We start from the raw sequence: 24165 nt of genomic DNA, 5'->3' as shown, positions 1-24165 counted from the left end.
TCCGCCAGGAAAGAGATCCACCTCCCCATGTCCCTGACCCAGCCCCGCCCCGCGACGCTGCCCTCCGCCCCCGAACCCCGTTGGAGCGCCCGCCTCTGGGCCGTCCTCGCCGTGCTGTGCCTCGTCCTGTTCCTGGACGGCCTCGACGTCTCCATGGTCGGCATCGCCCTGCCCTCCATCGGCCACGACCTCGGCCTGGCCACCGGCTCGCTCCAGTGGATCATCAACGGTTATGTCCTCGGCTACGGCGGGCTGATGCTGCTCGGCGGCCGTACCGCGGACCTGCTCGGCCGTCGCCGGGTCTTCCTGATCGCGCTGGCCGTGTTCGCCGCTGCCTCCCTGCTCGGCGGCCTCGTCGACGACGGCACGCTGCTGATCGCCACCCGCTTCGTCAAGGGCGTGGCCGCCGCCTTCACCGCGCCCGCCGGACTGTCCATCCTCACCACGACCTTCCCCGAGGGCCCGCAGCGCAACAGGGCCCTGTCCGTCTTCAGCCTCTTCGGCGCCCTCGGCTACTCCTCGGGCCTGATCCTGGGCGGACTGCTCACCGGGTTCGGCTGGCGCTGGACCTTCCTGATGCCGGTCCCGCTCGCCCTGCTCGCGCTGGTCGTCGGCCTGGTCCTGATCCCGCGCGACCGTCCCGCCGGGACCGGCGGCCAGGATCCGGCCGGAGCGGTCACCCTCACCGCCGGGATGCTGCTCGCCGTGTACGCCGTGGTGACCGCACCTCAGACCGGCTGGACGTCGGCGGCGACACTGGCCGCCTTCGGGGTCGCCCTCGTGCTGCTGCTCGCCTTCGTGCTGATCGAGAAGCGGGTCCGGCACCCGCTCGTCCGCTTCGGCATCCTGCGCAAGGCCACCACGGTCCGGGCCAACCTCAGCATCGTCGCGCTGATGGGCTCCTACCTCAGCTTCCAGTTCATGATGACGCTGTTCCTCCAGGACGGACTCGGCTGGTCGCCCCTGCGCATGGCGTTCGCGCTGCTCCCGGTCGGCCTGATCGTGGCCGTCGGCTCGCCGCTCACCGGAAGACTCGTCACCCGCTTCGGAACCGCGCCGCTGATCGTCGTCTCGATGACCTCGCTGACCCTCGGCTACGTCTGGTTCCTGGCCACGGCCGGGTCCGCACCCCCCTACCCGCTCGCCATGTTCCCGTCCCTGATCCTGCTCGGCGGCGGCTTCGCGTTCGGCTACAGCGCGATCATGTCCCAGGCCACCGAGGGCATCGACGACTCCGAACAGGGCCTCGCCTCCGGCCTGGTGCAGACCTCGGGGCAGGTCGGCGCCGCGCTCGTCCTCGCCGTCCTCACCGCGGTGCTCTCCGGAGCTGGCGGGAGCGGCGCCGACTTCGCCGCCTACCGCCCCGGGCTGGACCTGGTCACCGGTGTCGCGGTCGTCGGTCTGCTCCTGAACGTGGTCCCCGTACTGCGCCTGGGAAAGGACCGCACCGCGCGCCGATGAGTTCCGGCGGGTCCGGGAGTCTGCTCCGGTGACGGCCGGGGGCCGTCGTACGACGCCCCCGTCACCCGATCCGTCACCTGACACCCGTCACCCGTCATCCCGGAGGACCCCATGCCGACCGCACCCGACGCCCCGACCCCCGAACTGCCCGGCCGCCCGGCCGTCGTCGACCTGGCCACCTGGCAGGCCGCCCGTGATGAGCTCCTGGTCCGCGAGAAGGCCCACACCCGCGAGGGCGACGCCATCGCCGCGGCCCGGCGCCGACTGCCGATGGTGGAGTTCGACGGGACGGTCGAGATCGTCGGGGCCGAGGGCCCGGTCCCGTTCCTGGAGCTGTTCCAGGGGCGCGAGGAACTCGTCGTCTACAAGCACATGTGGTACGACGGGGCGCCGCACCAGGGGCAGTGCGAGGGCTGCACCACGACCGCCTGGCACCTGGACGACGCCGTCTACCTCAACGCTCGCGGCGTGTCGTTCGCGGTCCTGACCACCGGGCCGTGGGAGGAGGTGGCGCCCTTCGTCGCGTTCATGGGGTACACCCAGCCCTGGTACTCGGTGCGGGACGTGGCCGGACCGGCCGGCGGCGACATGGGCTTCCTGACCAGCTATCTGCGCGACGGCGACCGCGTGTTCCTCACCTACTCCACGACGGGCCGCGGCAACGAGCGGGTCAACAGCTCCATGGGCCTGCTCGACATGACGCCGTACGGCCGGGGCGAGACCTGGGAGGACAACCCCGAGGGCTGGCCCAAGGGGCAGGGCGCCTGCTGGTCCTGGCGCATGGACGCGGACGGGAATCCCACCTGGGGGCCGACCGGCCGCCCCACACCGCAGTGGTCCCGCCCCGGCGCGACCCCGGTGGAGACGCTCGGGCGGCACGGCCACTGTCACTGAGAGGAGCGCGCGAGCCACCGGCACACTGCTTGACCAAGGGTCTGCACTCCACGATGCTGTGTTGCGACACATGAGATGCGTGCCGTAATGAGCAACATCTGATTCGCGTCCCGACCAGTCGAGGAGTGGCCATGTCGCACCAGGTCCGTGGAGTCGTCGCGCGGGGCAAGGGCGCCCCCGTCAGCCTGGAGACGATCATCGTGCCCGACCCGGGTCCGGGGGAAGCGCTGGTGAAGGTCGAGGCGTGCGGGGTCTGCCACACGGACCTGCACTATCGCGAGGGCGGCATCAACGACGACTTCCCGTTCCTGCTGGGGCACGAGGCCGCCGGTGTGGTGGAGTCGGTGGGGGAGGGCGTCACCGACGTCGCCCCCGGCGACTTCGTCATCCTCAACTGGCGTGCCGTGTGCGGGAACTGCCGCGCCTGTCTGCGCGGGCGCCCGTGGTACTGCTTCAACACCCACAACGCCACGCAGAGGATGACCCTGCTCGACGGCACCGAACTCGCCCCGGCGCTGGGCATCGGCGCGTTCGCGGAGAAGACGCTGGTCGCGGCCGGACAGTGCACCAAGGTCGACCGGGCCGCCTCCGCGGCCGCCGCCGGGCTGCTGGGCTGCGGGGTGATGGCGGGCATCGGTGCCGCCATCAACACCGGCAACGTCGGCCGTGGTGACACCGTGGCCGTCCTCGGCTGCGGCGGGGTCGGCGACGCGGCCGTCGTCGGCTCCCAGCTGGCGGGCGCCGCGAAGATCATCGCCGTGGACATCGACGACCGGAAGCTGGAGACCGCCCGCAAGCTGGGCGCGACCCACACCGTCAACTCCAAGGAGACGGACGCGGTCGAGGCGATCCGCGAACTGACCGGCGGCTTCGGCGCCGACGTCGTCATCGAGGCGGTCGGCCGCCCGGAGACGTACCAGCAGGCCTTCTACGCCCGCGACCTCGCCGGGACCGTCGTGCTGGTCGGTGTGCCCACGCCGGACATGAAGCTGGAACTGCCGCTCCTCGACGTCTTCGGGCGCGGCGGCTCCCTGAAGTCCTCCTGGTACGGCGACTGCCTGCCCTCCCGGGACTTCCCGATGCTCATCGACCTCTATCTCCAGGGCCGGCTCGACCTGGACGCCTTCGTCACCGAGACCATCGCGCTGGACGAGGTGGAGAAGGCCTTCGAGCGGATGCACCACGGCGACGTGCTGCGCTCGGTGGTGATCCTCTGATGGCCGCCCGTGTCGAACACCTCGTCACCTCCGGGCAGTTCAGCCTCGACGGCGGCACCTGGGACGTCGACAACAACGTGTGGATCGTCGGCGACGACACCGAGGTGATCGTCATCGACGCCGCCCATGACGCCGACGCCATCGCCGAGGCCGTCGGCGACCGTGCCGTGCGCGCCATCGTGTGCACCCACGCGCACAACGACCACATCGACGCCGCCCCCGCCCTCGCGGCCCGCACCGGCGCCCCGGTCCTCCTCCATCCGGACGACCTGCCGCTGTGGAAGCAGACCCATCCCGACCGGGCCCCGGACGCCGAACTGGCCGACGGCCAGGGGATCGTGGTGGCGGGCGTGGAACTGACCGTGCTGCACACGCCAGGCCATGCCCCCGGCGCGGTCTGCCTGTACGCGCCGGCGCTGACGGCCCTGTTCAGCGGCGACACGCTGTTCGCGGGCGGGCCGGGGGCGACCGGAAGGTCGTACAGCCATTTCCCGACCATCATCGAGTCGATCCGGGACCGGCTGCTGACGCTGCCCGGAGACACCGTCGTGCACACCGGGCACGGCGACACGACCACCGTCGCCGCCGAGGCCCCGCAGCTGGCGGAGTGGATCGACCGCGGCTTCTGAGGTCTCTGCCAGGACCTTTCCTACGGCCCTCCCCATGGCGCCCGTTCCGCCTGTTTCCGCAGGTGGCCCGGGCGCTTCGGGCTGCCCGCACAGCCGTCCGCACACCGGTGCGAACGAGGCCCGGTGACGCCTTGACAACGGTTCGGAGCGGCCCGCAGACTGGCGTTGCGTCAATCGCAATCCGTTTCGCTATACGCACCGAGGTGTCATGATGATTCCCGCGTGCCGTCTCGAGGACCTTCCGCGAGGCGAGGCCCACCGGCTCGACATCGATCCGCCGGTATCGGTGTTCCACACCGACGACGGCGAGCTCTTCGCCATCGACGACACCTGCACCCACCAGGACGCGTCGCTCGCCGACGGCTGGCTGGAGGGCTGCGAGGTGGAATGCCCGCTGCATGCTTCGAAGTTCGACCTGCGGACGGGTGCGGTCGACTCCCCGCCCGCCAGGCTTCCGGTCCGGACGCACGAGGTCGTCGTCGAGGACGGCACGATCTATGTCCGGGTCTCCACCGAGGCCCCCAATCTGCCGCCCTGCGTCGCCGCCCGGCTCGCCGGAGGTCCCGCGTGAGGACCGTCGCCGTGGTCGGCGCCTCGCTGGCCGGACTGTCGGCGGCGCGCTCGCTGCGGAAGCAGGGCTACGACGGTCGGCTGGTCCTGATCGGCGACGAGCTCCACCGCCCCTACGACCGGCCGCCGCTGTCCAAGGAGTTCCTCGCCGGCACCCTCGGCGAGGCCGAACTCGCCCTGGAGACCGACGGCGAGGACCTGGGCGCCGAGTGGCTGCTAGGCGTCCGCGCCACCGGACTCGACCACACCGCGCGCGCCGTCCGGCTCACCGACGGAAGCGCGGTTCAGGCCGACGGTGTCGTCATCGCGACCGGCGCCGCCGCCCGCACCCTGCCCGGCTCCGCGGGCCTTGCCGGGGTGCACACCCTGCGCACCCTCGACGACGCCCGCGCCCTGCGGGACGAACTGGCCCTGGGCGGACGGCTGGTGGTGATCGGCGGCGGCTTCATCGGCGCCGAGGTCGCCTCCACGGCGTACACCCTCGGTCTGGACGTCACCGTCGTGGAGGTCGCCCCGACCCCGCTCGCGGGGCCGCTCGGCGAGGCCATGGGGGCCGTCGTCTCCGGTCTCCACGGCGACCACGGCGTACGGCTGCTGTGCGGGGCCGGCGTCAAGGGGCTGAGCGGGGAGACCCGCGTCGACGCCGTCCTGCTGGAGGACGGGCGCAGCATCCCCGCCGACATCGTGGTGGTCGGGGTGGGCGCACGGCCGTGCGTCGAGTGGCTGGAGGGCTCCGGCATCGCGCTCGACAACGGCGTGAAGTGCGGCGCGGACGGCCGTACCAGCCTCGCCGGGGTGGTCGCCGTCGGCGACTGCGCCAACTGGTACGACCCGCGCGCGGGCCGGCATCACCGGGTCGAGCACTGGACCGGCGCGCTGGAACGCCCGGCCGCCGCCGTCGCCGCGCTGCTGGCCGGGGGCGCGGTGGAACCAGGGGTGCCCAGGCCGCCGTACTTCTGGTCCGATCAGTACGGCGTGAAGATCCAGTTCGCCGGTCACGCGGCCGCCGCGGACAGTGTGACGATCGAGGCGGGCAGCGCGGACGACCGCGATGTCCTGGCCGTCTACCGGCGGGCCGGGGATCCGGTCGCCGTGCTCGGGATGAACCAGCCGCGGCTGTTCACCCGGCTGCGCAAGCAGCTCGCCGCCGTGTCTTGACAGCGCCCCGGCGCCATCCCATGCTGCGGTTTCACATGGTACGCAGCGTTGCTCCATGCACAACGCGGTCCGGCCTCGCCCTCCCCGGCGCGTGAACGACCCCGCGTGAACGCCCCCTCCCCGACGTCCTCCCGAGGAGTGCACCGTGACCTCGACCAGCCTGCCGGACAGTCTGATCGCCACCCTCCCCGGCTCCTCCTACACGGATCCCGGGATCTTCGCCCAGGAGCAGGAGCGCATCTTCGAGACCATGTGGTTCTGCGTGGCCCGCGCCTCCGAACTCGCCAAACCCGGCGCGTTCCGCACCGTCGACGTGGGCCGCGAGTCCATCCTCGTCACCCGGGCCCGCGACCACTCGATACGCGCCTACTTCAATGTCTGCCGGCACCGTGGGGCCAAGCTCTGCACCGAGGAGACCGGGGAGGTCAAGCGCGCCTTCCAATGCCCTTACCACGCCTGGACCTACGGTCTGGACGGCAAGCTCGTCGCCGCCCCCAACCTCACCAAGATGCCCGACGTCGGCCGCACCGAGTACGGCCTGGTCAGCGTGGCCGTACGCGAATGGCTCGGCTATGTGTGGGTGTGCCTCGCGGAGAACCCGCCCTCCTTCGAGGAGGACGTCATCGGCGAGATCGTCGGCCGGCTCGGGGACGTCGAGTCCATCGAGCACTACGACATCGACAACCTCACGGTCGGCAAGCGGATCGTCTATGACGTCCAGGCCAACTGGAAGCTCATCATCGAGAACTTCATGGAGTGCTACCACTGCGCCACCATCCACCCCGAACTCACCGAGGTGCTCCCGGAGTTCGCGGACGGATACGCCGCCCAGTACTACGTCGGCCACGGCGCGGAGTTCGGCGCGGACGTCCAGGGATTCACCGTCGACGGCTCGGAGGGCCTCGACCGCATCCCGGGCGTCGCCGAGGACCAGGACCGCCGCTATTACGCGATCACCGTCAAACCGCAGGTGTTCATCAACCTCGTGCCCGACCATGTGATCTTCCACCGGATGTACCCGGTGGCCGTGGACCGCACGGTTGTCGAGTGCGACTGGCTGTATCTGCCGCATGTCGTCGAGAGCGGCAAGGACGTCAGCCGGTCCGTGGAGCTCTTCGACCGGGTCAACCGGCAGGACTTCGACGCCTGCGAACGCACCCAGCCCGGCATGAGCTCCCGTATGTACGCCAAGGGCGGCGTGCTGGTGCCCAGCGAGCACCACATCGGCGCCTTCCACGACTGGGTGAACGAGCGCCTCGGAATCTCCGGCGGGTGACTCAGCCCAGATAGCCCATCCGGTGGCTGATCTCCTCGGCGCCCTTGACCAGCACCGGGGAGAGCTCGTGCAGCCGCTCCTCGGTGAACCGGTAGGAGGGGCCGGAGGCGCTGAGGGCCGCGATGACCACGCCGTCCCGGTCCCGGACCGGGGCGGCCATGGCGTGCAGCCCGATCTCCAGCTCCTCCAGGGTGAAGGCGTAGCCCCGCTCCCGCGCCTCGGCGAGATTCTTCTCCAGCTTCGTCTTCGCGGTGATGGTGCGCGGGGTGACCTTCTTCATACCGCCGGCGGCCAGCAGCGCGGCGCGTTCCTTGGCGGGTGCGTGGGCCAGCAGGATCTTGCCGCTCGACGTGGCGTGCAGCGGGGTCAGCTGGCCGACCCAGTTGTGGGCGGTGACCGCGCCCGGACCGCGCACCTGGTACAGGTTGATCGCGTAGTGCTCCTGCATCACCGCGATGTTGACCGTCTCACCGATCTCCTCGGCGAGGCGCTCGCAGACGGGACGGCCCTGCTGGGTGATGTCGATGCGCCCGGTGACCGCGCCGGCGAGGCGGACGATCCCGAAGCCGAGCCGGTACTTGCCGCGCTCACCGGCCTGCTCGACCAGACCGCGTGCCTCCAGGGCGCCGAGCAGACGGAAGGCCGTGGACTTGTGGACGTCGATCTCACCCGCGACCTCGCTCACGCCCGCCTCGCCGCGCTGGGCGAGGATCTCCAGGACGCTGATGGCACGGTCCACCGACTGCACTCCGCCGGCCTGTGAATTCGACGTTTCTGTGTCAGGGCTGTAGTTGCTCACAGTGAAACTATACGCGTAGTACGGTACAACGCGTTTACGTTCAAGACTCTGATCAGGGCTTTTCTCCTGGTAGGGGCCGATGCCCATATCTGATGACTTCCGACCCCTACCTGCGAGCATCCGGGCGTTCGGCCGCTAGGAGACGAGCTCCTTGGTGATGCGGTCGAGCATGTACGCCGAGGACTCCCGCGCGCGTTCCTCCCAGGCGAACACGCAGGCCGTGGCGACGCCGTCGAAGTCCAGCTCGCGGAGCGTGCCGAAGAAGGCGTCCCAGTCGACCTCGCCCTGGCCGATGTCCAGGTGCTGGTGGACACGGGCGGTGGTGCCGGGCGGGTTGAGGATGTAGCGGAGCCCGCTGGAGCCCTTGTGGTCGAAGGAGTCGGCGATGTGGACGTGCTGGAGCCTGTCGCCGGCGTGGCGCAGCATCGCCGCGATGTCCGTCCTCGGGTCGGCGCCCGAGAGATGGAAGGAGTGGGGCGCGCAGTAGAGGTAGTTCACCCAGGGCTTGTTGATCGCGCGGACCAGGTCGACCGCCGGGGCGTTCTCCTCGCAGAAGTCGTCCGGGTGGGCCTCCAGGTTCAGAGCGATGCCCTCACGCTCGAACACCGGCAGGAGTTCCTCCAGCGAGCGCCAGAACGCGGCCTCGCTCTCGGCGGCGTGCTCGGGGCGGCCGTTGAACTCGCTGTTCATCAGCGGGCATTCGAGGTCGGAGGTGATCTCGATCATCCGCTTCCAGTAGCGGACGGCCGACTGCCGCTCGGTCTCGTCGGGGGACGACCACTTGTAGAGCGGGAGCACGGAGGACAGCTTGACGCCGTGCGCGCGCAGGGAGTTCTTGAGCTCCGCGACCCGCTCGTCGTCCGCCCGCGGATGCAGGAAGAACGGCATGAAGTCGTCGCGGGGCGACAACTCGATGTACTCGTAGCCGAGTTCGGCGACCGTGCGCACCATGTCGTCGATCGGCAGGGCGCGGAACATGTACGGGTCGAGGGCGATCTTCACGCGGCACCTCCGTAGAAGGCGGGACGGGGCTTGAGGTCGGTGGTGACGACGCGGCCCGACTCCAGGGCCTCGACGGTCGCGGCGGTGATGACGGTGGCGGCGTAACCGTCCCAGGCGGAGGGCCCGGTGGGCTCCTCGCCGGCGGCGATCCCGGCGATCCACTCCCGGAACTCGGTGTCGAACGCGTCCCGGAAGCGGCCCACCCAGTCGGTCAGCACCCCGGTGCGGTGCGCGGCGGCGGTACGCACCCCGACGGCGGCCGGGTCGGGCAGCCGGACCAGGCCCTCCTCACCGACGGCCTCGCACTGGATGTCGTATCCGTACTGGCAGTTGACGAAGACCTCCAGATCGATCCGGACGCCCTTGGCGGTCTCGAACAGCATGATCTGCGGGTCCTTGAGGTGCTCGAACCGCTTGCCGGTGGGGCGCGGGGTGATCACCTGGGTGGAGACGATCTCGTCGTCCAGCAGCCAGCGCAGTACGTCCACCTCGTGCACGGCGGTGTCCAGGGCGGCCATGGGGGAGGTGTAGGACGCCGGGACCGTCGGGTTGCGGTGGGCGCAGTGCACGATCAGCGGCTCGCCGATCCGGCCGGAGTCGATGACCTCCTTCATCTGCCGGTAGCCGGCGTCGTAGCGGCGCATGAAGCCGACCTGGACCAGGCGGCGGCCGTGCGCCTGCTCCGCCTCGATGATCCGCAGACAGTCCTCGGCGGTGGTGGCCAGCGGCTTCTCGCAGAACACCGGCTTCCCGGCGGCTATCGCGCCGAGCACGTGCTCGGCGTGGGTGGGACCCCAGGAGGTCACGAGGACGGCGTCCACGTCCTCCGCCGCGGCCACGGCGGCACCGTCGGGCAGCACCCGGGCGCCGACCGGCGCCGCCGCCTCCTCGGCGCGGGCCGCGTCGATGTCGGTGACGGCGGTGACCCGGGCGCCGGTGACGGTGTCGGTCAGTCGCTTGATGTGCTCTTTGCCGATCCAGCCGGCGCCGATGACACCTACACGTACGGTCATGTTTGTTTCCCAACTGGTCCTGAACCGGGAGGAGTTCGGCGTGCTGCGGGCTTGCGCGTCACCGCGTGCCCTTCGCGGCGAACTCGGCCACCTCGTCGACGTTGTCCTTGGTGATGAAGGCGGGGCCGGTCAGGACAGGGGCGGTGCCGCCGCCGCTGAAGTTGCCGTTGGTCCTGTAGAGCCACAGGGAGTCGACCGCCAAGTAGCCCTGGAGGTAGGGCTGCTGGTCGACGGCGAACTCGATGGTGCCGTCCTGGATGGCCTTGACCAGGTCCTTGTTGAGGTCGAAGGTCGCCACCTTGGCCTTGCTGCCCGCGTCGGACAGCGACTGGACGGCGGTCAGGGCGATCGGGGCGCCCAGGGTGACGACCTGGTCGATGGAGGGGTCGGCGCTGAGCTTGGCGGTGATGGTGGACTTCACGGACGGCATGTCGGTGCCGTTGACGTAGAGGGTGTCCGTCTTGCCGCTGAAACCCTTCTTCAGGCCGGCGCAGCGGGCCTCCAGGGCGACCTGGCCCTGTTCCTGGATGACGCACAGGGCGTGCTTGGCGCCGAGCTGGTCGAGGCGTTCGCCGAAGGCCTGCCCGGCGATGTTCTCGTCCTGCCCGAAGTATTCGAGCATGCCGAGCTCCTTCCAGTCGCTCACACCGGAGTTGAAGCCGACGACGGGGATGCCTGCCGCCTTCGCCTTGGCGACGACGTCCTTCATGGCGTCCGGCTTGGCCGCGGTGAGGGCGATGCCGTCCACCTTCTGGTCGATGGCGTTCTGGACGAGCGTGGCCTGGGCGCCGGCGCTCGGGTCGGAGGAGTAGACGAGCTTGACGTTGTCCTTGGCGGCGGCGGCCGCGGCGCCCTTGCGGACCAGGTCCCAGAAGGTGTCGCCGGGCGAGGCGTGGGTGACGATGGCGACCGTCATCCGGGGCGTGGTCGCCTTGCCCGCGGAGACCGCCGCTCCGTCCTCCTCGGACTTCTTGCCGCCCGAACCGCTGGAGCAGCCGGCGGCGAACAGGGCGCAGGCCAGGACGGTGGCGGTCAGAGCGGCGGCTCGGTGGTTTCTGTGCATGTCCCTCGCACCTCACTGTGCTGAAGAAGGGTCCCTGGCGGTTCACTGGAGCGCGTTACTAGCGCGCTCTAGTGCCCGTACTATGTGGCGCCCTCGAAGTGAAGTCAATAGGTTTGTCAGGACGTATCGACAAGCTTTCCGGCGGTGGCGGCCCGGGCGCGGGTAACACCGCCGAAACCAAGCCCTAGAGGTTGCGCGGTTCGCAACCTGGTGCGTATGGCGCTACCGGGTTTAGCATGCCTCGCATATCTACGGCGCGAGCGAGACGAGACACCATGGCTCCTGTGCAGTACGACTACGTCATCGTCGGTGGCGGTTCGGCCGGCAGTGCGCTGGCGAACAGACTCTCCGCCGACCCGGCCCACCGCGTACTCGTCCTGGAGGCCGGCCGACCGGACTATCCGTGGGACGTCTTCATCCACATGCCCGCGGCGCTCACCTACCCGATCGGCAGCCGGTTCTACGACTGGAAGTACGAGTCGGAGCCCGAGCCCCACATGGGCGGCCGCCGCATCTACCACGCGCGCGGCAAGGTGCTCGGCGGCTCCAGCAGCATCAACGGCATGATCTTCCAGCGCGGCAACCCCATGGACTACGAGCGCTGGGCCGCCGACCCCGGCATGGAGACCTGGGACTACGCGCACTGTCTGCCGTACTTCAAGCGCATGGAGAACTGTCTGGCGGCCGACCCGGACGACGAGTTCCGCGGCCACGACGGCCCCCTCGTCCTGGAGCGCGGCCCCGCCACCAACCCGCTCTTCACCGCCTTCCAGAAGGCCACCGAGGAGGCCGGGTACGCCCCCACCGACGACGTCAACGGCTACCGGCAGGAGGGCTTCGCCAAGTTCGACCGCAACGTCCACCGCGGGCGGCGGCTTTCGGCCTCCAAGGCGTACATCAAGCCGGTCCGCAAGCGGCCCAACCTGACGGTCAAGACCCGCGCCCTCGTCACCCGCGTCCTCTTCGAGGGCAAGAAGGCCGTCGGCGTCGAGTACCAGCGCGGCAAGAAGGGCGCCCTCCAGGAGGTCCGCGCCAAGGAAGTCATCCTGTGCGGCGGCGCGATCAACTCCCCGCAGCTCCTCCAGCTCTCCGGCGTCGGCAACGCGGAGGAACTGCGCGCCCTCGGCATCGACGTCGTGCACGACCTGCCGGGCGTCGGCGAGAACATGCAGGACCACCTGGAGGTGTACATCCAGTACGCCTGCAAGCAGCCCGTCTCCATGCAGCCGTACCTGGCGAAGTGGCGCGCCCCCTTCATCGGCCTCCAGTGGCTGTTCCGGAAGGGCCCGGCCGCCACCAACCACTTCGAGGCCGGCGGGTTCGCCCGCAGCAACGACGACGTCGACTACCCCAACCTGATGTTCCACTTCCTGCCGATCGCGGTCCGTTACGACGGCTCGGTGCCCGCCGGCGGACACGGCTACCAGGTCCATGTGGGCCCCATGTACTCCGACGCGATCGGCTCGGTGAAGATCAAGAGCAAGGACCCGCGCGAACACCCGGCCCTGCGCTTCAACTACCTCTCCACCGAGCAGGACCGCCGGGAGTGGGTCGAGGCGATCCGGGTGGCCCGCAAGCTCCTCAACCAGCCCGCCCTCGCCCCCTTCAACAACGGGGAGGTCTCGCCAGGACCGGCCGTCGAGACCGACGAGCAGATCCTCGACTGGGTCGCCAAGGACGGCGAGACCGCCCTGCACCCGTCCTGCACCTGCAAGATGGGCTCCGCCGAGGACGAGATGGCCGTCGTCGACCCGGCCAGCATGCGGGTGCACGGAGTCGAGGGCCTGCGCGTCGTCGACGCCTCGGTGATGCCGTACGTCACCAACGGCAACATCTACGCGCCGGTGATGATGATCGCCGAGAAGGCCGCCGACCTGATCCTCGGCAAGGAGCCGCTCGCGCCCTCGAAGGCCGCGTACTACCGGCTCCGCGACGCCGAGCAGCAGGCCGGGTAGCTCTTGGACGCCACCGCGCTGAGGGCGCTGCTGCACCGCGTCCGCTACGAGGTGCTGCCCGCGAGGGCCACCGAGGAGAAGGTCCTCGCCCATGTGCCGGGCGACGTCGTCGTCACCGTGACGGCGTCGCCGGTCAAGGGCCTGGAGCCGACCCTCGACCTCACCGGCCGGCTCGCGGCGCACGGCTTCCGTGTCGTCCCGCATGTGCCCGCGCGGCTGCTGCGGGACGACACGCATCTCAAGGAGGTCGTCGACCGGCTCCGCGAGGCGGGTGTCGAGGACGTCTTCGTCCCCGCCGGGGACGCCGACCCGCCCGCCGGCTCCTTCGACGCCGCGCTGCCGGTGCTGCGCCGGCTGAGCGAGCTGGGCGGGCCCTTCGCGCGGGTCGGCATCACCGGCTATCCGGAGAGCCATCCCCTCATCCACGACGACATCACCGTCCAGGCGATGTGGGACAAGCGCGAGCACGCCACGTATCTCGTGAGCAACCTCTGCTTCGATCCACGGGTCCTGGGGGAGTGGCTCGCCCGTATACAGCGCCGCGGCATCACGCTGCCCGTCCATCTGGGCGTCGCGGGGCCCGTGCACCGTGCCAAGCTGATGGCGATGGCGACGAAGATCGGTGTGGGGGAGTCGACGCGGTTCCTCGCCAAGCACCCCTCGTGGTTCCTGCGGTTCGCGGCGCCCGGCGGCTACTCGCCCGAGCGGCTGCTCACCCGCACCGAGGTGACGCCCCAGGTGGCCGGACTGCACCTGTTCACGTTCAACCAGATCGCCGAGACGGAGAACTGGCGCCGCGAGCTGCTGGACCGTCTGGGCGGCTGAACTTCTGGGAGAAGAATGACGGACTGGAAACTGACCCGCACCTTCACCAGCACCTCGGGCGACGTCCGCTGGGACCGGCTCGGAGAGCCCGGTCGGCCGCCGGTCGTCCTCCTGCACGGCACGCCCTTCTCGTCGTACGTCTGGCGCGCCGTCGCCCGCTCCTTGGCCCGCCGGTACGAGGTGTACGTCTGGGACATGCCCGGCTACGGCACCTCCGAGAAGGCCACCGGGCAGGACGTGTCCCTGGCCGCCCAGGGCCGCGTCTTCACGGAACTTCTCGGCCACTGGGGCCTGACGGAACCCCTGGTCGTCGCCCACGACTTCGGCGGCGCCGTCGCCCTGCGGGCCCATCTGCTGCACGGCGCCCGGTACCGGGCCCTCGCCCTGGTGGACCCGGTCGCGCTGGCGCCCTGGGGGTCCCCGTTCTTCCGGCTCGTCGGCGAGCACGCCGACGTCTTCGAGCGACTGCCGCCCGCCCTGCACGCCGCCCTGGTGCGCGAGTACGTCGGCTCCGCGAGCGGTCCCGGGCTGCATCCCGCGGTCCTCGACCGGCTCGTCGAGCCGTGGCTGGAGGGTCCCGGGCAGGCGGCCTTCTACCGGCAGATCGCCCAGGCCGACCAGCGGCACACCGACGAGATCCAGGGCCGGTATCCCGGGATCGACCTCCCCGTGCTGGTCTGCTGGGGCGAGGACGACACCTGGATCCCCGTCGCGAAGGGCCGGGAACTCGCCGGCCTCGTTCCAGGCGCCCGTTTCGAGCCCATCGGCGGCGCCGGTCATCTCGTACAGGAGGACGCTCCCGCGGAACTCACCGGCGTGCTGGGGGAGTTCCTTCGGGAGCACGGCTGAGCCGGAAAGCCGTATACGAAAGGGGCGGGGCTTCAGGCCCCGCCCCTTTCGTGTGTCGGTGTCAGCGGAAGACCACCGTGCGGTTGCCGTCCACCAGGACGCGGCTCTCGCTGTGCCACTTGACCGCGTGCGCGAGCACCTGTGCCTCCACGTCCCGGCCGACCGTGACGAGGTCACCGGGGTCGAGGGAGTGGTCCACGCGGACCACGTCCTGCTCGATGATCTGGCCCTCGTCCAGTTCCGGGGTGACGTAGTGCGCGGTGGCGCCGACGAGCTTCACGCCGCGTGTGTAGGCCTGGTCGTAGGGGCGGGCGCCCTTGAAGCTGGGGAGGAAGGAGTGGTGGATGTTGATCGCGCGGCCCTCCAGCTCCTTGCACAGGTCGTCGGAGAGGACCTGCATGTAGCGCGCCAGGACGACCAGGTCGATGTCCAGGTCGCGGACCAGCTCCAGGAGCCGGGCCTCGGCCTCGGGCTTGGTCTCCTTCGTCACCGGGATGTGGTGGAAGGGGATGTCGTAGGTGTCCGCGAGCTTCTCGAAGTCCCGGTGGTTGGAGACGATCGCGGGGATCTCGATGTTGAGGGCGCCGGTGCGGCGGCGGAAGAGCAGGTCGTTCAGGCAGTGCCCGAACTTCGACACCATGATCAGGGTGCGGGTCGGGGTCGAGGCGTCGAACAGCCGCCAGTCGATCCCGTACGCCTGGGCCACCGGACCGAACCGGTAACGCAGTTGTTCCAGGTCCATGTCGGGATCGGAAACGTCGAAGTGGACCCTCATGAAGAAACGGCCCTGGAGCCGGTCGTCGAACTGCTGGCTCTCCAGGATGTTGCCGGAGTTCCGGACGAGGAAGCCACTGACGGCGTGGACCAGTCCGGCGCTGTCCGGGCAGGAGAGGGTGAGGACGTATTCGCGGCCGGGGTGCGGTCGAGGGGACATGTGCGGCCTCCGTCGGTGCGCATTGCACAACAGGGTGAGCGATACGCAACATAGTCGGCTCGGCGCCCCTTCCGGTCAAGGGCCGGGTCGCCCGAGTGATCGCATGGCCAAATCGTCATCGGCGAAGCACTTGACGTCTGTCCGGACATTCGCCAGGGTGTTCCACCACAAGCAATCGGGTGCACGATGCGCAACGAAGTTCCATCGAAAGGCTCGGCGCGTGGCAGACCTGTATGTGGATGGCGAATGGCGGAACCCGGTGGCCGGAGGGCACCGGGACATCCGATGTCCGGCTGACGGCACCCTCGCGGCGACCGTCTCCGAAGGGACCCGCCCCGACACCGAGGCGGCGATCGAGGCCGCCCGCCGCGCCTTCGACACCGGACCCTGGCCGTCCACCCCCGAGCGCGAGCGCGGCGCGGTCCTGCTGCGCACCGCCGACATCCTGGAGCGCGACGCCAAGGAGTTCGCCCGCGCCGAGTCCCTGGACACCGGCAAGCGGCTCGTGGAGAGCGAGTACGACATCGCCGACGTCGTCTCCTGCTTCCGCTACTACGGCGGCCTCGCGGGCACCGACGCCGGCCGCGCCATCGACACCGGCCGCGACGACGCCGTCAGCCGCGTCGAGTACGAGCCGGTCGGGGTCTGCGGACTGATCACCCCCTGGAACTACCCGCTGCTTCAAGCCAGTTGGAAGGTCGCCCCGGCACTCCTGGCCGGCAACACGATCGTCCTCAAGCCCAGCGAGCTCACCCCCTCCACCTCGATCCTGCTGATGAAGGCCCTGGAGGAGGCCGGACTCCCCGCCGGCGCCGCCAACCTCGTCCTGGGCACCGGCCCCGAGGTGGGCGCACCCCTCTCCGAGCACCCAGCCGTCGACATGGTCTCCTTCACCGGCGGCCTGGAGACCGGCAAGCGCATCATGGCCACCGCCGCCGCGGGCGTGAAGAAGGTCGCGCTGGAACTCGGCGGCAAGAACCCCAACGTCGTCTTCGCCGACGCCGACTTCGAGACCGCCGTCGACTTCGCACTCACCGCCGTCTTCCTGCACTCCGGGCAGGTCTGCTCAGCCGGCGCCCGGCTGATCGTCGAGGACTCCCTGCACGACCGGTTCGTCGACGAGGTCGTCCGCCGGGCCCGGCTGATCCGCCTCGGCGGCCCCTTCGACCCCGAGGCCGAGACCGGGGCGCTGATCTCCGCGGCGCACCTGGCGAAGGTCGAGGCGTACGTCGCCGCGGGCCTCGCCGAGGGTGCCGTACTGCGCTGCGGCGGCGCCCGCTCCGAGGACCCGGCGCTCGCGAACGGCCACTTCTACCCGCCGACCGTCCTCGACGGGTGCACCCAGGACATGCGCGTCGTCCACGAGGAGTCGTTCGGGCCGGTGCTGACCGTCGAGCGCTTCACCGGCGAGGACGACGCCGTACGCATCGCCAACGACACCGAGTACGGGCTCGCCGGAGCCGTGTGGACGCAGGACGCCGGCAAGGCCCAGCGGGTCGCCCGGCGGCTGCGGCACGGCACCGTGTGGATCAACGACTACCACCCCTATGTGCCGCAAGCGGAATGGGGTGGCTTCGGGCATTCGGGAGTGGGCCGGGAGCTGGGACCGACCGGTCTGAACGAGTACCGAGAGCCCAAACACATCTGGCAGAACATCCACCCCCGGCCGCAGCGCTGGTTCAGCGGCTGAACGCCGAAAGAAGGTCGAACGTGACCACACAGACCGAGGTGCCGCAGCGGCGCGGCGCGCCCCAGGACTCGGGCTCCACGCCTGTCATCTCCGTGCGCAGGCTGTGGAAGGTGTTCGGGCCGAAGGCGGACCAGGTCCCGGACTCCGAGGAGCTGTGCGGCCTGACCCGCCGCGAGCTCATGGACCGCACCGGCTGCACCGCCGCCGTGCGCGACGTCCACTTCGACGTCTCGCCCGGCGAGGTCTTCGTCGTCATGGGCCTGTCCGGTTCGGGCAAGTCCACCCTGGTGCGATGTCTGACCCGGCTGATCGAACCCACCGCCGGTGAGGTCGTCTTCGAGGGCGAGGACATCCGCCAGGCCGACGACAAGCGGCTGCGCGACCTCAGGCGCCGCAAGTTCTCCATGGTCTTCCAGCACTTCGGTCTGCTGCCCCACCGCCGCGTCGTCGACAACGTGGCGTTCGGTCTGGAGATCCGCGGCATGGGCAAGGCGGAACGCACCAGGCGGGCCCAGGAGGTCGTCGAACTCGTCGGCCTCGCCGGCTACGAGAACTCCTACCCCGACCAGCTCTCCGGCGGCATGCAGCAACGCGTGGGCCTGGCACGGGCGTTGGCGGGCGACCCGGACGTCCTCTTCTTCGACGAGCCGTTCTCCGCCCTCGACCCGCTCATCCGCCGTGACATGCAGAACGAGGTCATCCGGCTGCACCACGAGGTCGGCAAGACCATGGTGTTCATCACCCACGACCTCTCCGAGGCACTCAAACTGGGCGACCGCATCCTCATCATGCGCGACGGGAAGATGGTCCAGTGCGGCACCGGCGACGAGCTCGTCGGCGCCCCCGCCGACGACTACGTACGGGAGTTCGTGAAGGACGTACCGCGCGGCGATGTGCTCACCCTGCGCTGGATCATGCGCCCGCCGGCCGACGGCGACGAGCTGGACGGTCCCGAGCTCGGCCCGGACGTCGTGGTGAAGGAGGCCACCCGGGCGGTGCTCGCGGCCGACAAGCCGGTCAAGGTCGTCGAGAACGGCAAGCTGCTCGGCATCGTCGGCGACGAGGAGATCCTCGCGGTGGTCGCCGGGCAGGAAGGCGGCGTGTGATGACCGTCGTCATGGAGAAACCCGAGAAGACCGGGACGGTCGAGGAGAGCCCGCCGGTCAAGGCCGAGCGCCGGATCAGCCGGTCCATGGTGATCGCCGCGATCCTCGTCGTGTGGCTGCTGCTCTTCGCCGTACTGCGCGGCAAGCAGACCCTCACGCTGGCCGCGGCCGACCTCACCGATCTGCACCGGTGGTTCAACGACGTCAACGACTCCATCGGCGCGAACCGCAACTCCAACCCGCTGTTCCTGTACTTCTTCAACGAGATCCGCCTGGTCATCGACTCCGTGGTGACCTTCGTGCAGGACCTGATCTCGCAGCCCACCGGCGACCGGCCGGTCCCGCAGATCGGCTGGCTCGGCGTGGTCGGCGTCGTCGGCTTCGTCTCCTGGGCCGTCGGCAACTGGCGGGTCGCGCTGCTCGCGGTGGCCGGGTTCACCTTCCTCGGCCTCCAGGGCCTGTGGCAGGAGAGCATGGACACCCTGGCGCTCACCCTCTCCGCGGTGTTCGTGGCGCTGCTGTTCGCGATCCCGCTGGGCGTCTGGGCGGGGCTGTCCGACCGGTTCAACCGGATCGTGACGCCCTTCCTGGACTTCATGCAGACGATGCCGACCTTCGTCTACCTCGCCCCGCTGACCCTGTTCTTCCTCATCGGTCCGGCCTCCGCCAACATCGCCACCATGATCTACGCGGCCCCGCCCGCGATCCGCATCACCGCGCACGCCATCCGCTCCGTCCCGCACACCACGGTCGAGGCGGCCGACTCGCTCGGCGCGACCCGACGGCAGTCCCTGACCAAGGTGCTGCTGCCGATGTCCAAGCGGACCGTCGTCATGGGCGTCAACCAGACCATCATGGCCGCCCTCGCCATGGTCACCATCGCCGCCCTGATCGACGCGCCCGGGCTCGGCAAGACCGTCCTCCAGGCACTCCAGTCGCTCGACGTCGGCACCGCCTTCAACGCCGGTCTCGCCATCGTCGTCATGGCCATCGTGCTGGACCGGGTGACGACCGCGGCGGCCGGACGCGAGGAGGCGGCACGGCGCTCGAAAAACCGCTTCCTGGCCTGGCGGCGCCAACTCCTGGCCGCGGGCGCGGTGGTGGCGGCGGTCCTCGTCTACCTCTCGCACACCTATGTGTGGGCGGCGGAGTTCCCCGGCGAGGGCGGCACGGGCACCGCCATCCGCAGCGGGGCGGACAACGTGACCACCTGGGCGCAGGACAACCTGTCGGGCATCACCAACGCCTTCCGCGACGCCATCACCAACGGCCTGCTCAACCCGTTCCAGTCGCTGCTCACCGACTCCCCGTGGTGGCTCGTCGGCGCCGCCCTGATCGGGATCGGCGTCGTCCTCGGCGGCCCGCGCGCCGGGATCACCACGGCGGTGTGCGTGGGCCTCCTCGTCGGCACCGGCGTCTGGTCGGACAGCATGACGACGCTGGCGTCGACCGCCGTCGCCACCGCGCTGGTGATGCTGCTCGGCATCGGCTTCGGCGTCTGGATGGGCCGCAGCGCCCTCGTGGACCGGCTGCTGCGGCCGACCCTGGACGCCGCCCAGGTCATGCCGCCGTTCGTCTACCTCGTGCCGTTCCTCGCCCTGTTCGGCGCGACCCGCTTCACCGCGATCGTCGCCGCCGTCGTCTACGCCGCCCCCGTCGCCATGAAGATCGTCGCCGACGGGGTGCGCAACGTGCCCGCCACCACCGTGGAGGCGGCCACGTCCGCCGGGTGCAACACCTGGCAGATCATCACCAAGGTCCAGCTGCCGATGGCCCGCAGCGCTCTGACCCTCGCCACCAACCAGGGCCTGATCTACGTACTCGCCATGGTCGTCGTCGGCGGCCTGGTGGGTGCGGGCGCGCTCGGCTACGACGTCGTGGCCGGCTTCTCCCAGGGACAGCTGTACGGCAAGGGCCTGGCGGCCGGGCTCGCCATCGTCCTGCTCGGCGTCATGTTCGACCGGATCACTCAGGCAGCGGCTCGCCGCACCAGCGCATAAGGAGCACCACACCATGGCAAGACACTGGCGAGCCGGAGCGGCCGGCATAGCGGTCCTGGGCCTGGCCCTCACCGCCTGCGGCGGTGCGAAGGTCGGCGACGACAGCGCCGGTTCGGGCGAGTCCGGCAAGTGCGGCACCTTCAACCTCGCGGTCAACCCGTGGGTGGGCTACGAGGCGGACGCGGCCGTCGTCGCGTACGTCGCGGAGCACGACCTCGGCTGCAAGGTCAACTCCAAGGACCTCAAGGAGGAGATCGCCTGGCAGGGCTTCGGGACCGGCGAGGTGGACGCCGTCCTGGAGAACTGGGGCCACGACGACCTGAAGAAGAAGTACATCACCGACCAGAAGACCGCCGTGGAGGCCGGCTCCACCGGCAACAAGGGCATCATCGGCTGGTACGTGCCGCCGTGGCTGGCCGAGGCGCACCCCGACATCCTCGACTACAAGAACCTCAACAAGTACGCGGCGAAGTTCAAGACCTCCGAGTCCGGCGGCAAGGGCCAGCTCCTCGACGGCGACCCCTCGTACGTCACCAACGACGAGGCGCTGGTGAAGAACCTGAAGCTCGACTTCAAGGTGGTGTACGCGGGCAGCGAGACCGCGCTCATCCAGGCCTTCCGCAAGGCGGAGAAGAACAAGGAATGGGTGATCGGCTACTTCTACGAGCCGCAGTGGTTCCTGTCCGAGGTGCCGCTGAAGAAGGTCTCCCTGCCCGCCTACAAGGACGGCTGCGACGCGGACGCGGAGAAGGTCGCCTGCGACTACCCCGTGTACGACCTCGACAAGATCGTCAGCGCGAAGTTCGCCAAGTCCGGCAGCCCGGCCTATGACCTGGTGAAGAACTTCAACTGGACCAACGACGACCAGAACACCGTCGCCAAGTCCATCGCGGTGGACAAGCTGACGCCCGAGGCGGCGGCGAAGAAGTGGGTCGAGGCCAACCGCGACAAGGTGGACGCCTGGATCAAGTAACTCCTGTACGGATGCCCGGTGGGCGGTGCGCGGGGACGCGCGCCGCCCACCGGGCATTCCTGTTTCCCGGGGGTCCCCGGGGGGTTTTCCGCGGCGGGTTCGCGCACGTCACCGGGCTCTTGACACCCACCTGCCGGACAGGCACATTGAGTTGCGCAACCTGAATCATGTTGCGTAGAAAGCAACTGAACCGGAGGTGCGGCAATGGCGGGACCCCGAGTGGTCGTCATCGGAGCGGGCGTCGTCGGCGCGGCCGTCGCGGACGAGCTCTCCGCGCGAGGGTGGACCGAGGTGACGGTGGTCGACCAGGGCCCGCTCCCGGCGACCGGGGGCTCCAGCTCGCACGCCCCGGGCCTGGTCTTCCAGACGAACTCCTCGAAGACCATGACCGAGTTGGCCCGCTACACCGTCGAGAAGTTCTGCTCCCTCGACGTCGACGGCAAGCCCTGCTTCCTCCAGGTCGGCGGCCTCGAAGTCGCCACCACCCCGGAGCGCCTCGCCGAACTCCACCGCCGGCACGGCTGGATCACCGCCTGGGGCATCGAGTCCCGGCTCCTGACCCCCGACGAGTGCGTCGAGCGGCACCCGCTCGTCGACCGCGACCGCGTCCTCGGCGGCCTCCTCGTCCCCACCGACGGCCTCGCCAAGGCCGTCCTCGCCGTCGAGGCGCAGATCCGCCGGGCCACCGAGCGCGGAGTGACCTTCCTGGCCCGCCACGAAGTCCTGGACATCCTCCAGGCCGACGGCGAGGTCACCGGCGTCCGCACCGACCAGGGCGACCTGGAAGCCGACATCGTGGTGTGCTGCGCCGGCATCTGGGGCCCGAAGATCGCCCGCATGGCCGGGATGAACCTCCCCCTCACCCCGCTCGCCCACCAGCTCGCCTGGACCGGCCCGATCCCCGCCCTCGCCGGCCAGACCGAGGAGGCGGTCCGCCCGATCCTGCGCCACCAGGACGCCGACCTCTACTACCGCGACCGCTTCGACGGCATCGGCATCGGCTACTACGGCCACCGCCCCATGCCCATCACCGCCGACGAGATCCTCTCCGTCGACGCCGCCGACGACATGCCCTCCGTCCTGAAGTTCACCGAGGACGACTTCGCCCCGGCCTGGACCGAGACCCAGTCCCTGCTCCCGTCGACGCGGGAGGCGAAGATCGAGGAGGGCATCAACGGACTGTTCTCCTTCACCACCGACAACTTCCCGCTCCTCGGGGAGTCCCAGGACGTCAAGGGCTTCTGGGTGGCGGAGGCGGTCTGGGTCACCCACTCCGCGGGCGTCGGCCGCGCGATGGCCGAGTGGCTCGTCGACGGCCACTGCTCGTCCTTCGACCTCCACGAGTGCGACGTCAACCGCTTCGAACCGCACCAGCTCGCCCCGGAGTACGTCCTGGCCCGCGACTGCCAGAACTTCGTCGAGGTCTACGACATCCTCCACCCCCTCCAGCCCTCCGGGAACCCGCGCCCGATCCGCACCAGCCCCTTCCACACCCGCCAGCAGGAGCACGGCGCCTTCTTCCTGGAGGCGAACGGCTGGGAACGCCCGCAGTGGTACGAGGCCAACGCGGGCCTCGTGGAAGGCCGTTCGATCCCCACCCCGAACGACTGGGCCGCCCAGTTCTGGTCGCCGATCGTGGGCGCGGAGGCCCAGGCCACCCGCGAGACCGTCGCGATGTACGACATGACGGCCCTCAAGCGCCTGGAGGTCACCGGCCCCGGCGCCGCCGACTTCCTGGAGCGCCTGGTCACCGGCAAGGTCGCCAAGTCCGTCGGCTCGGTGACCTACACCCTCCTGCTGGACCACGACGGCGGCATCCGCAGCGACATCACGGTGGCCCGGCTGGCCCGCGACCTCTTCCAGGTCGGCGCCAACGGCAACCTCGACCTCGACTGGTTCACCCGTCACCTCCCCGCCGACGGCACCGTCCAGGTCCGCGACATCACCCCCGGCACCTGCTGCATCGGCCTGTGGGGCCCGCTCGCCCGCAAGGTCCTCCAGCCCCTGACCGACGAGGACTTCAGCAACGACGGCCTCAAGTACTTCCGCGCCAAGCGCGCCTACATCGGCAGCGTCCCCGTCACCGCCATGCGCCTCTCCTACGTCGGTGAACTCGGCTGGGAGCTCTACACCACCGCCGACCAGGGCCAGAAACTCTGGGACACCCTCTGGCAGGCGGCTAAGCCCCTCGGCGGTGTCATCGCAGGGCGCGGCGCCTTCAACAGCCTCCGCCTGGAGAAGGGTTACCGCTCCTTCGGCACCGACATGACCTACGAGCACGACCCCTACGAGGCCGGCGTCGGCTTCGCCGTCAAGCTCGACAAGGACGACTTCATCGGCAAGGCCGCGCTGTTGCTCCGCAGGGAGAACGTGAGGCGCAGGCTGACGTGCCTCACCATCGACGACCCGCAGTCGGTCGTGATGGGCAAGGAGCCGGTGTTCGACGGCGAGCGGGCGGTCGGCTACGTCACCAGCGCGGCGTACGGCTACACGATCGGCAAGGGCATCGCGTATGCGTGGCTGCCGACTGAGGTTGCCGTGCCCGGCAGCAGGCTGCACATCGGCTACTTCGACCAGCGCGTCGAGGCGCTGGTCGCCGAGGAGCCCCTGTTCGACCCCACGATGTCACGGCTCCGTGGCTGAGCGCTGCCAGGGCCGTGCCGCGATGTCCCGTCATTCGTCTGCGGGTTCGTCGTGGCTGGTCGCGCAGTTCCCCGCGCCCCTTGAGGGCGTTCACCTCAGCCTCGTTGG

Annotated in this window: 20 protein-coding genes; 15 read left to right on the top strand and 5 right to left on the bottom strand. The window is 70.0% G+C overall.

The features are described 5' to 3' along the window. The first annotated feature begins 27 nt into the window (after positions 1-27). From ABZ928_RS07790 to ABZ928_RS07760, 7 genes are all read left to right on the top strand, one after another. Positions 28-1461: an MFS transporter gene (locus ABZ928_RS07790; protein WP_361515833.1), complete on the top strand. Its 1434-nt coding sequence runs from the start codon at positions 28-30 to the stop codon at positions 1459-1461. A gap of 111 nt (positions 1462-1572) precedes the next feature. Continuing rightward, positions 1573-2355: a DUF899 family protein gene (locus tag ABZ928_RS07785; protein WP_361515831.1), complete on the top strand. Its 783-nt coding sequence runs from the start codon at positions 1573-1575 to the stop codon at positions 2353-2355. 131 nt (positions 2356-2486) lie between these two features. Continuing rightward, the gene (locus ABZ928_RS07780) at positions 2487-3572 is read left to right on the top strand and encodes an S-(hydroxymethyl)mycothiol dehydrogenase (protein WP_361515829.1); all 1086 of its coding nucleotides are present in this window, start codon (positions 2487-2489) and stop codon (positions 3570-3572) included. Next, on the top strand, positions 3572-4201 hold the full coding sequence (locus ABZ928_RS07775) for an MBL fold metallo-hydrolase (protein ID WP_361515827.1): 630 nt from the start codon (positions 3572-3574) through the stop codon (positions 4199-4201). The genes ABZ928_RS07780 and ABZ928_RS07775 overlap by 1 nt, the downstream gene beginning before the upstream one ends. A 208-nt stretch (positions 4202-4409) precedes the next feature. Further along, complete coding sequence (locus ABZ928_RS07770; protein WP_361515825.1) at positions 4410-4772, top strand: bifunctional 3-phenylpropionate/cinnamic acid dioxygenase ferredoxin subunit; 363 nt, start codon at positions 4410-4412, stop codon at positions 4770-4772. Next, positions 4769-5929, top strand: a complete 1161-nt coding sequence (locus ABZ928_RS07765; RefSeq protein WP_361515823.1) for an FAD-dependent oxidoreductase — start codon at positions 4769-4771, stop codon at positions 5927-5929. The genes ABZ928_RS07770 and ABZ928_RS07765 overlap by 4 nt, the downstream gene beginning before the upstream one ends. 145 nt (positions 5930-6074) lie before the next feature. Further along, a complete protein-coding gene (locus ABZ928_RS07760; RefSeq protein WP_361515821.1) occupies positions 6075-7205 on the top strand; it encodes an aromatic ring-hydroxylating dioxygenase subunit alpha in 1131 nt (376 codons plus the stop codon). 1 nt (position 7206) lies between these two features. On the opposite strand, the gene ABZ928_RS07755 is transcribed toward ABZ928_RS07760, so the two are convergent. The 4 genes from ABZ928_RS07755 to ABZ928_RS07740 form a co-directional block, all read right to left on the bottom strand. Continuing rightward, a complete protein-coding gene (locus ABZ928_RS07755) occupies positions 7207-7953 on the bottom strand; it encodes an IclR family transcriptional regulator (protein WP_361516156.1) in 747 nt (248 codons plus the stop codon). 186 nt (positions 7954-8139) lie between these two features. Beyond that, positions 8140-9006, bottom strand: a complete 867-nt coding sequence (locus ABZ928_RS07750) for a sugar phosphate isomerase/epimerase (RefSeq protein ID WP_361515819.1) — start codon at positions 9004-9006, stop codon at positions 8140-8142. After that, positions 9003-10019, bottom strand: coding sequence for a Gfo/Idh/MocA family oxidoreductase (locus ABZ928_RS07745; protein ID WP_361515817.1), 1017 nt, complete (start codon positions 10017-10019; stop codon positions 9003-9005). The genes ABZ928_RS07750 and ABZ928_RS07745 overlap by 4 nt, the downstream gene beginning before the upstream one ends. Positions 10020-10077: 58 nt before the next feature. Further along, positions 10078-11082, bottom strand: a complete 1005-nt coding sequence (locus tag ABZ928_RS07740) for a sugar ABC transporter substrate-binding protein (RefSeq protein ID WP_361515815.1) — start codon at positions 11080-11082, stop codon at positions 10078-10080. 275 nt (positions 11083-11357) lie between these two features. Here ABZ928_RS07740 and betA point away from each other — a divergent pair, with 275 nt between their 5' ends. The 3 genes from betA to ABZ928_RS07725 are packed head-to-tail and all read left to right on the top strand — an operon-like array spanning position 11358 to position 14711. Beyond that, positions 11358-13037: a choline dehydrogenase gene (gene betA, locus ABZ928_RS07735; protein WP_361515813.1), complete on the top strand. Its 1680-nt coding sequence runs from the start codon at positions 11358-11360 to the stop codon at positions 13035-13037. A gap of 3 nt (positions 13038-13040) precedes the next feature. Continuing rightward, positions 13041-13862 (top strand): 5,10-methylenetetrahydrofolate reductase, encoded by an 822-nt coding sequence (locus tag ABZ928_RS07730; RefSeq protein ID WP_361515811.1) that lies wholly within the window; start codon positions 13041-13043, stop codon positions 13860-13862. Between the two features lie 15 nt (positions 13863-13877). Continuing rightward, positions 13878-14711 carry an alpha/beta hydrolase gene (locus tag ABZ928_RS07725; RefSeq protein ID WP_361515809.1) on the top strand — a complete coding sequence of 278 codons (834 nt, stop codon included), beginning with the start codon at positions 13878-13880 and terminating at the stop codon, positions 14709-14711. Positions 14712-14772: 61 nt separating this feature from the next. Here ABZ928_RS07725 and purU read toward each other — a convergent pair whose 3' ends face one another. After that, positions 14773-15645: a formyltetrahydrofolate deformylase gene (gene purU / locus ABZ928_RS07720; RefSeq protein ID WP_361515807.1), complete on the bottom strand. Its 873-nt coding sequence runs from the start codon at positions 15643-15645 to the stop codon at positions 14773-14775. Positions 15646-15865: 220 nt separating this feature from the next. Here purU and ABZ928_RS07715 point away from each other — a divergent pair, with 220 nt between their 5' ends. From ABZ928_RS07715 to ABZ928_RS07695, 5 genes are all read left to right on the top strand, one after another. Continuing rightward, positions 15866-17335, top strand: a complete 1470-nt coding sequence (locus ABZ928_RS07715; protein ID WP_361515805.1) for an aldehyde dehydrogenase family protein — start codon at positions 15866-15868, stop codon at positions 17333-17335. 20 nt (positions 17336-17355) lie between these two features. Continuing rightward, a complete protein-coding gene (locus ABZ928_RS07710) occupies positions 17356-18441 on the top strand; it encodes a glycine betaine/L-proline ABC transporter ATP-binding protein (protein WP_361515803.1) in 1086 nt (361 codons plus the stop codon). Further along, complete coding sequence (locus tag ABZ928_RS07705) at positions 18441-20441, top strand: ABC transporter permease subunit (protein ID WP_361515802.1); 2001 nt, start codon at positions 18441-18443, stop codon at positions 20439-20441. Before ABZ928_RS07710 ends, ABZ928_RS07705 begins: the two co-directional genes overlap by 1 nt. A gap of 13 nt (positions 20442-20454) precedes the next feature. Further along, the gene (locus ABZ928_RS07700) at positions 20455-21414 is read left to right on the top strand and encodes an ABC transporter substrate-binding protein (RefSeq protein WP_361515800.1); all 960 of its coding nucleotides are present in this window, start codon (positions 20455-20457) and stop codon (positions 21412-21414) included. Between the two features lie 204 nt (positions 21415-21618). Next, positions 21619-24057, top strand: a complete 2439-nt coding sequence (locus ABZ928_RS07695) for an FAD-dependent oxidoreductase (RefSeq protein ID WP_361515798.1) — start codon at positions 21619-21621, stop codon at positions 24055-24057. Positions 24058-24165: the final 108 nt, after the last annotated feature.

The sequence above is a fragment of the Streptomyces sp. NPDC046909 genome, from assembly GCF_040644695.1.
Lineage (GTDB): Bacteria > Actinomycetota > Actinomycetes > Streptomycetales > Streptomycetaceae > Streptomyces.
Note: the sequence above shows the minus strand (reverse complement) of the source record. Positions and strands in the feature narration are given on the sequence as shown.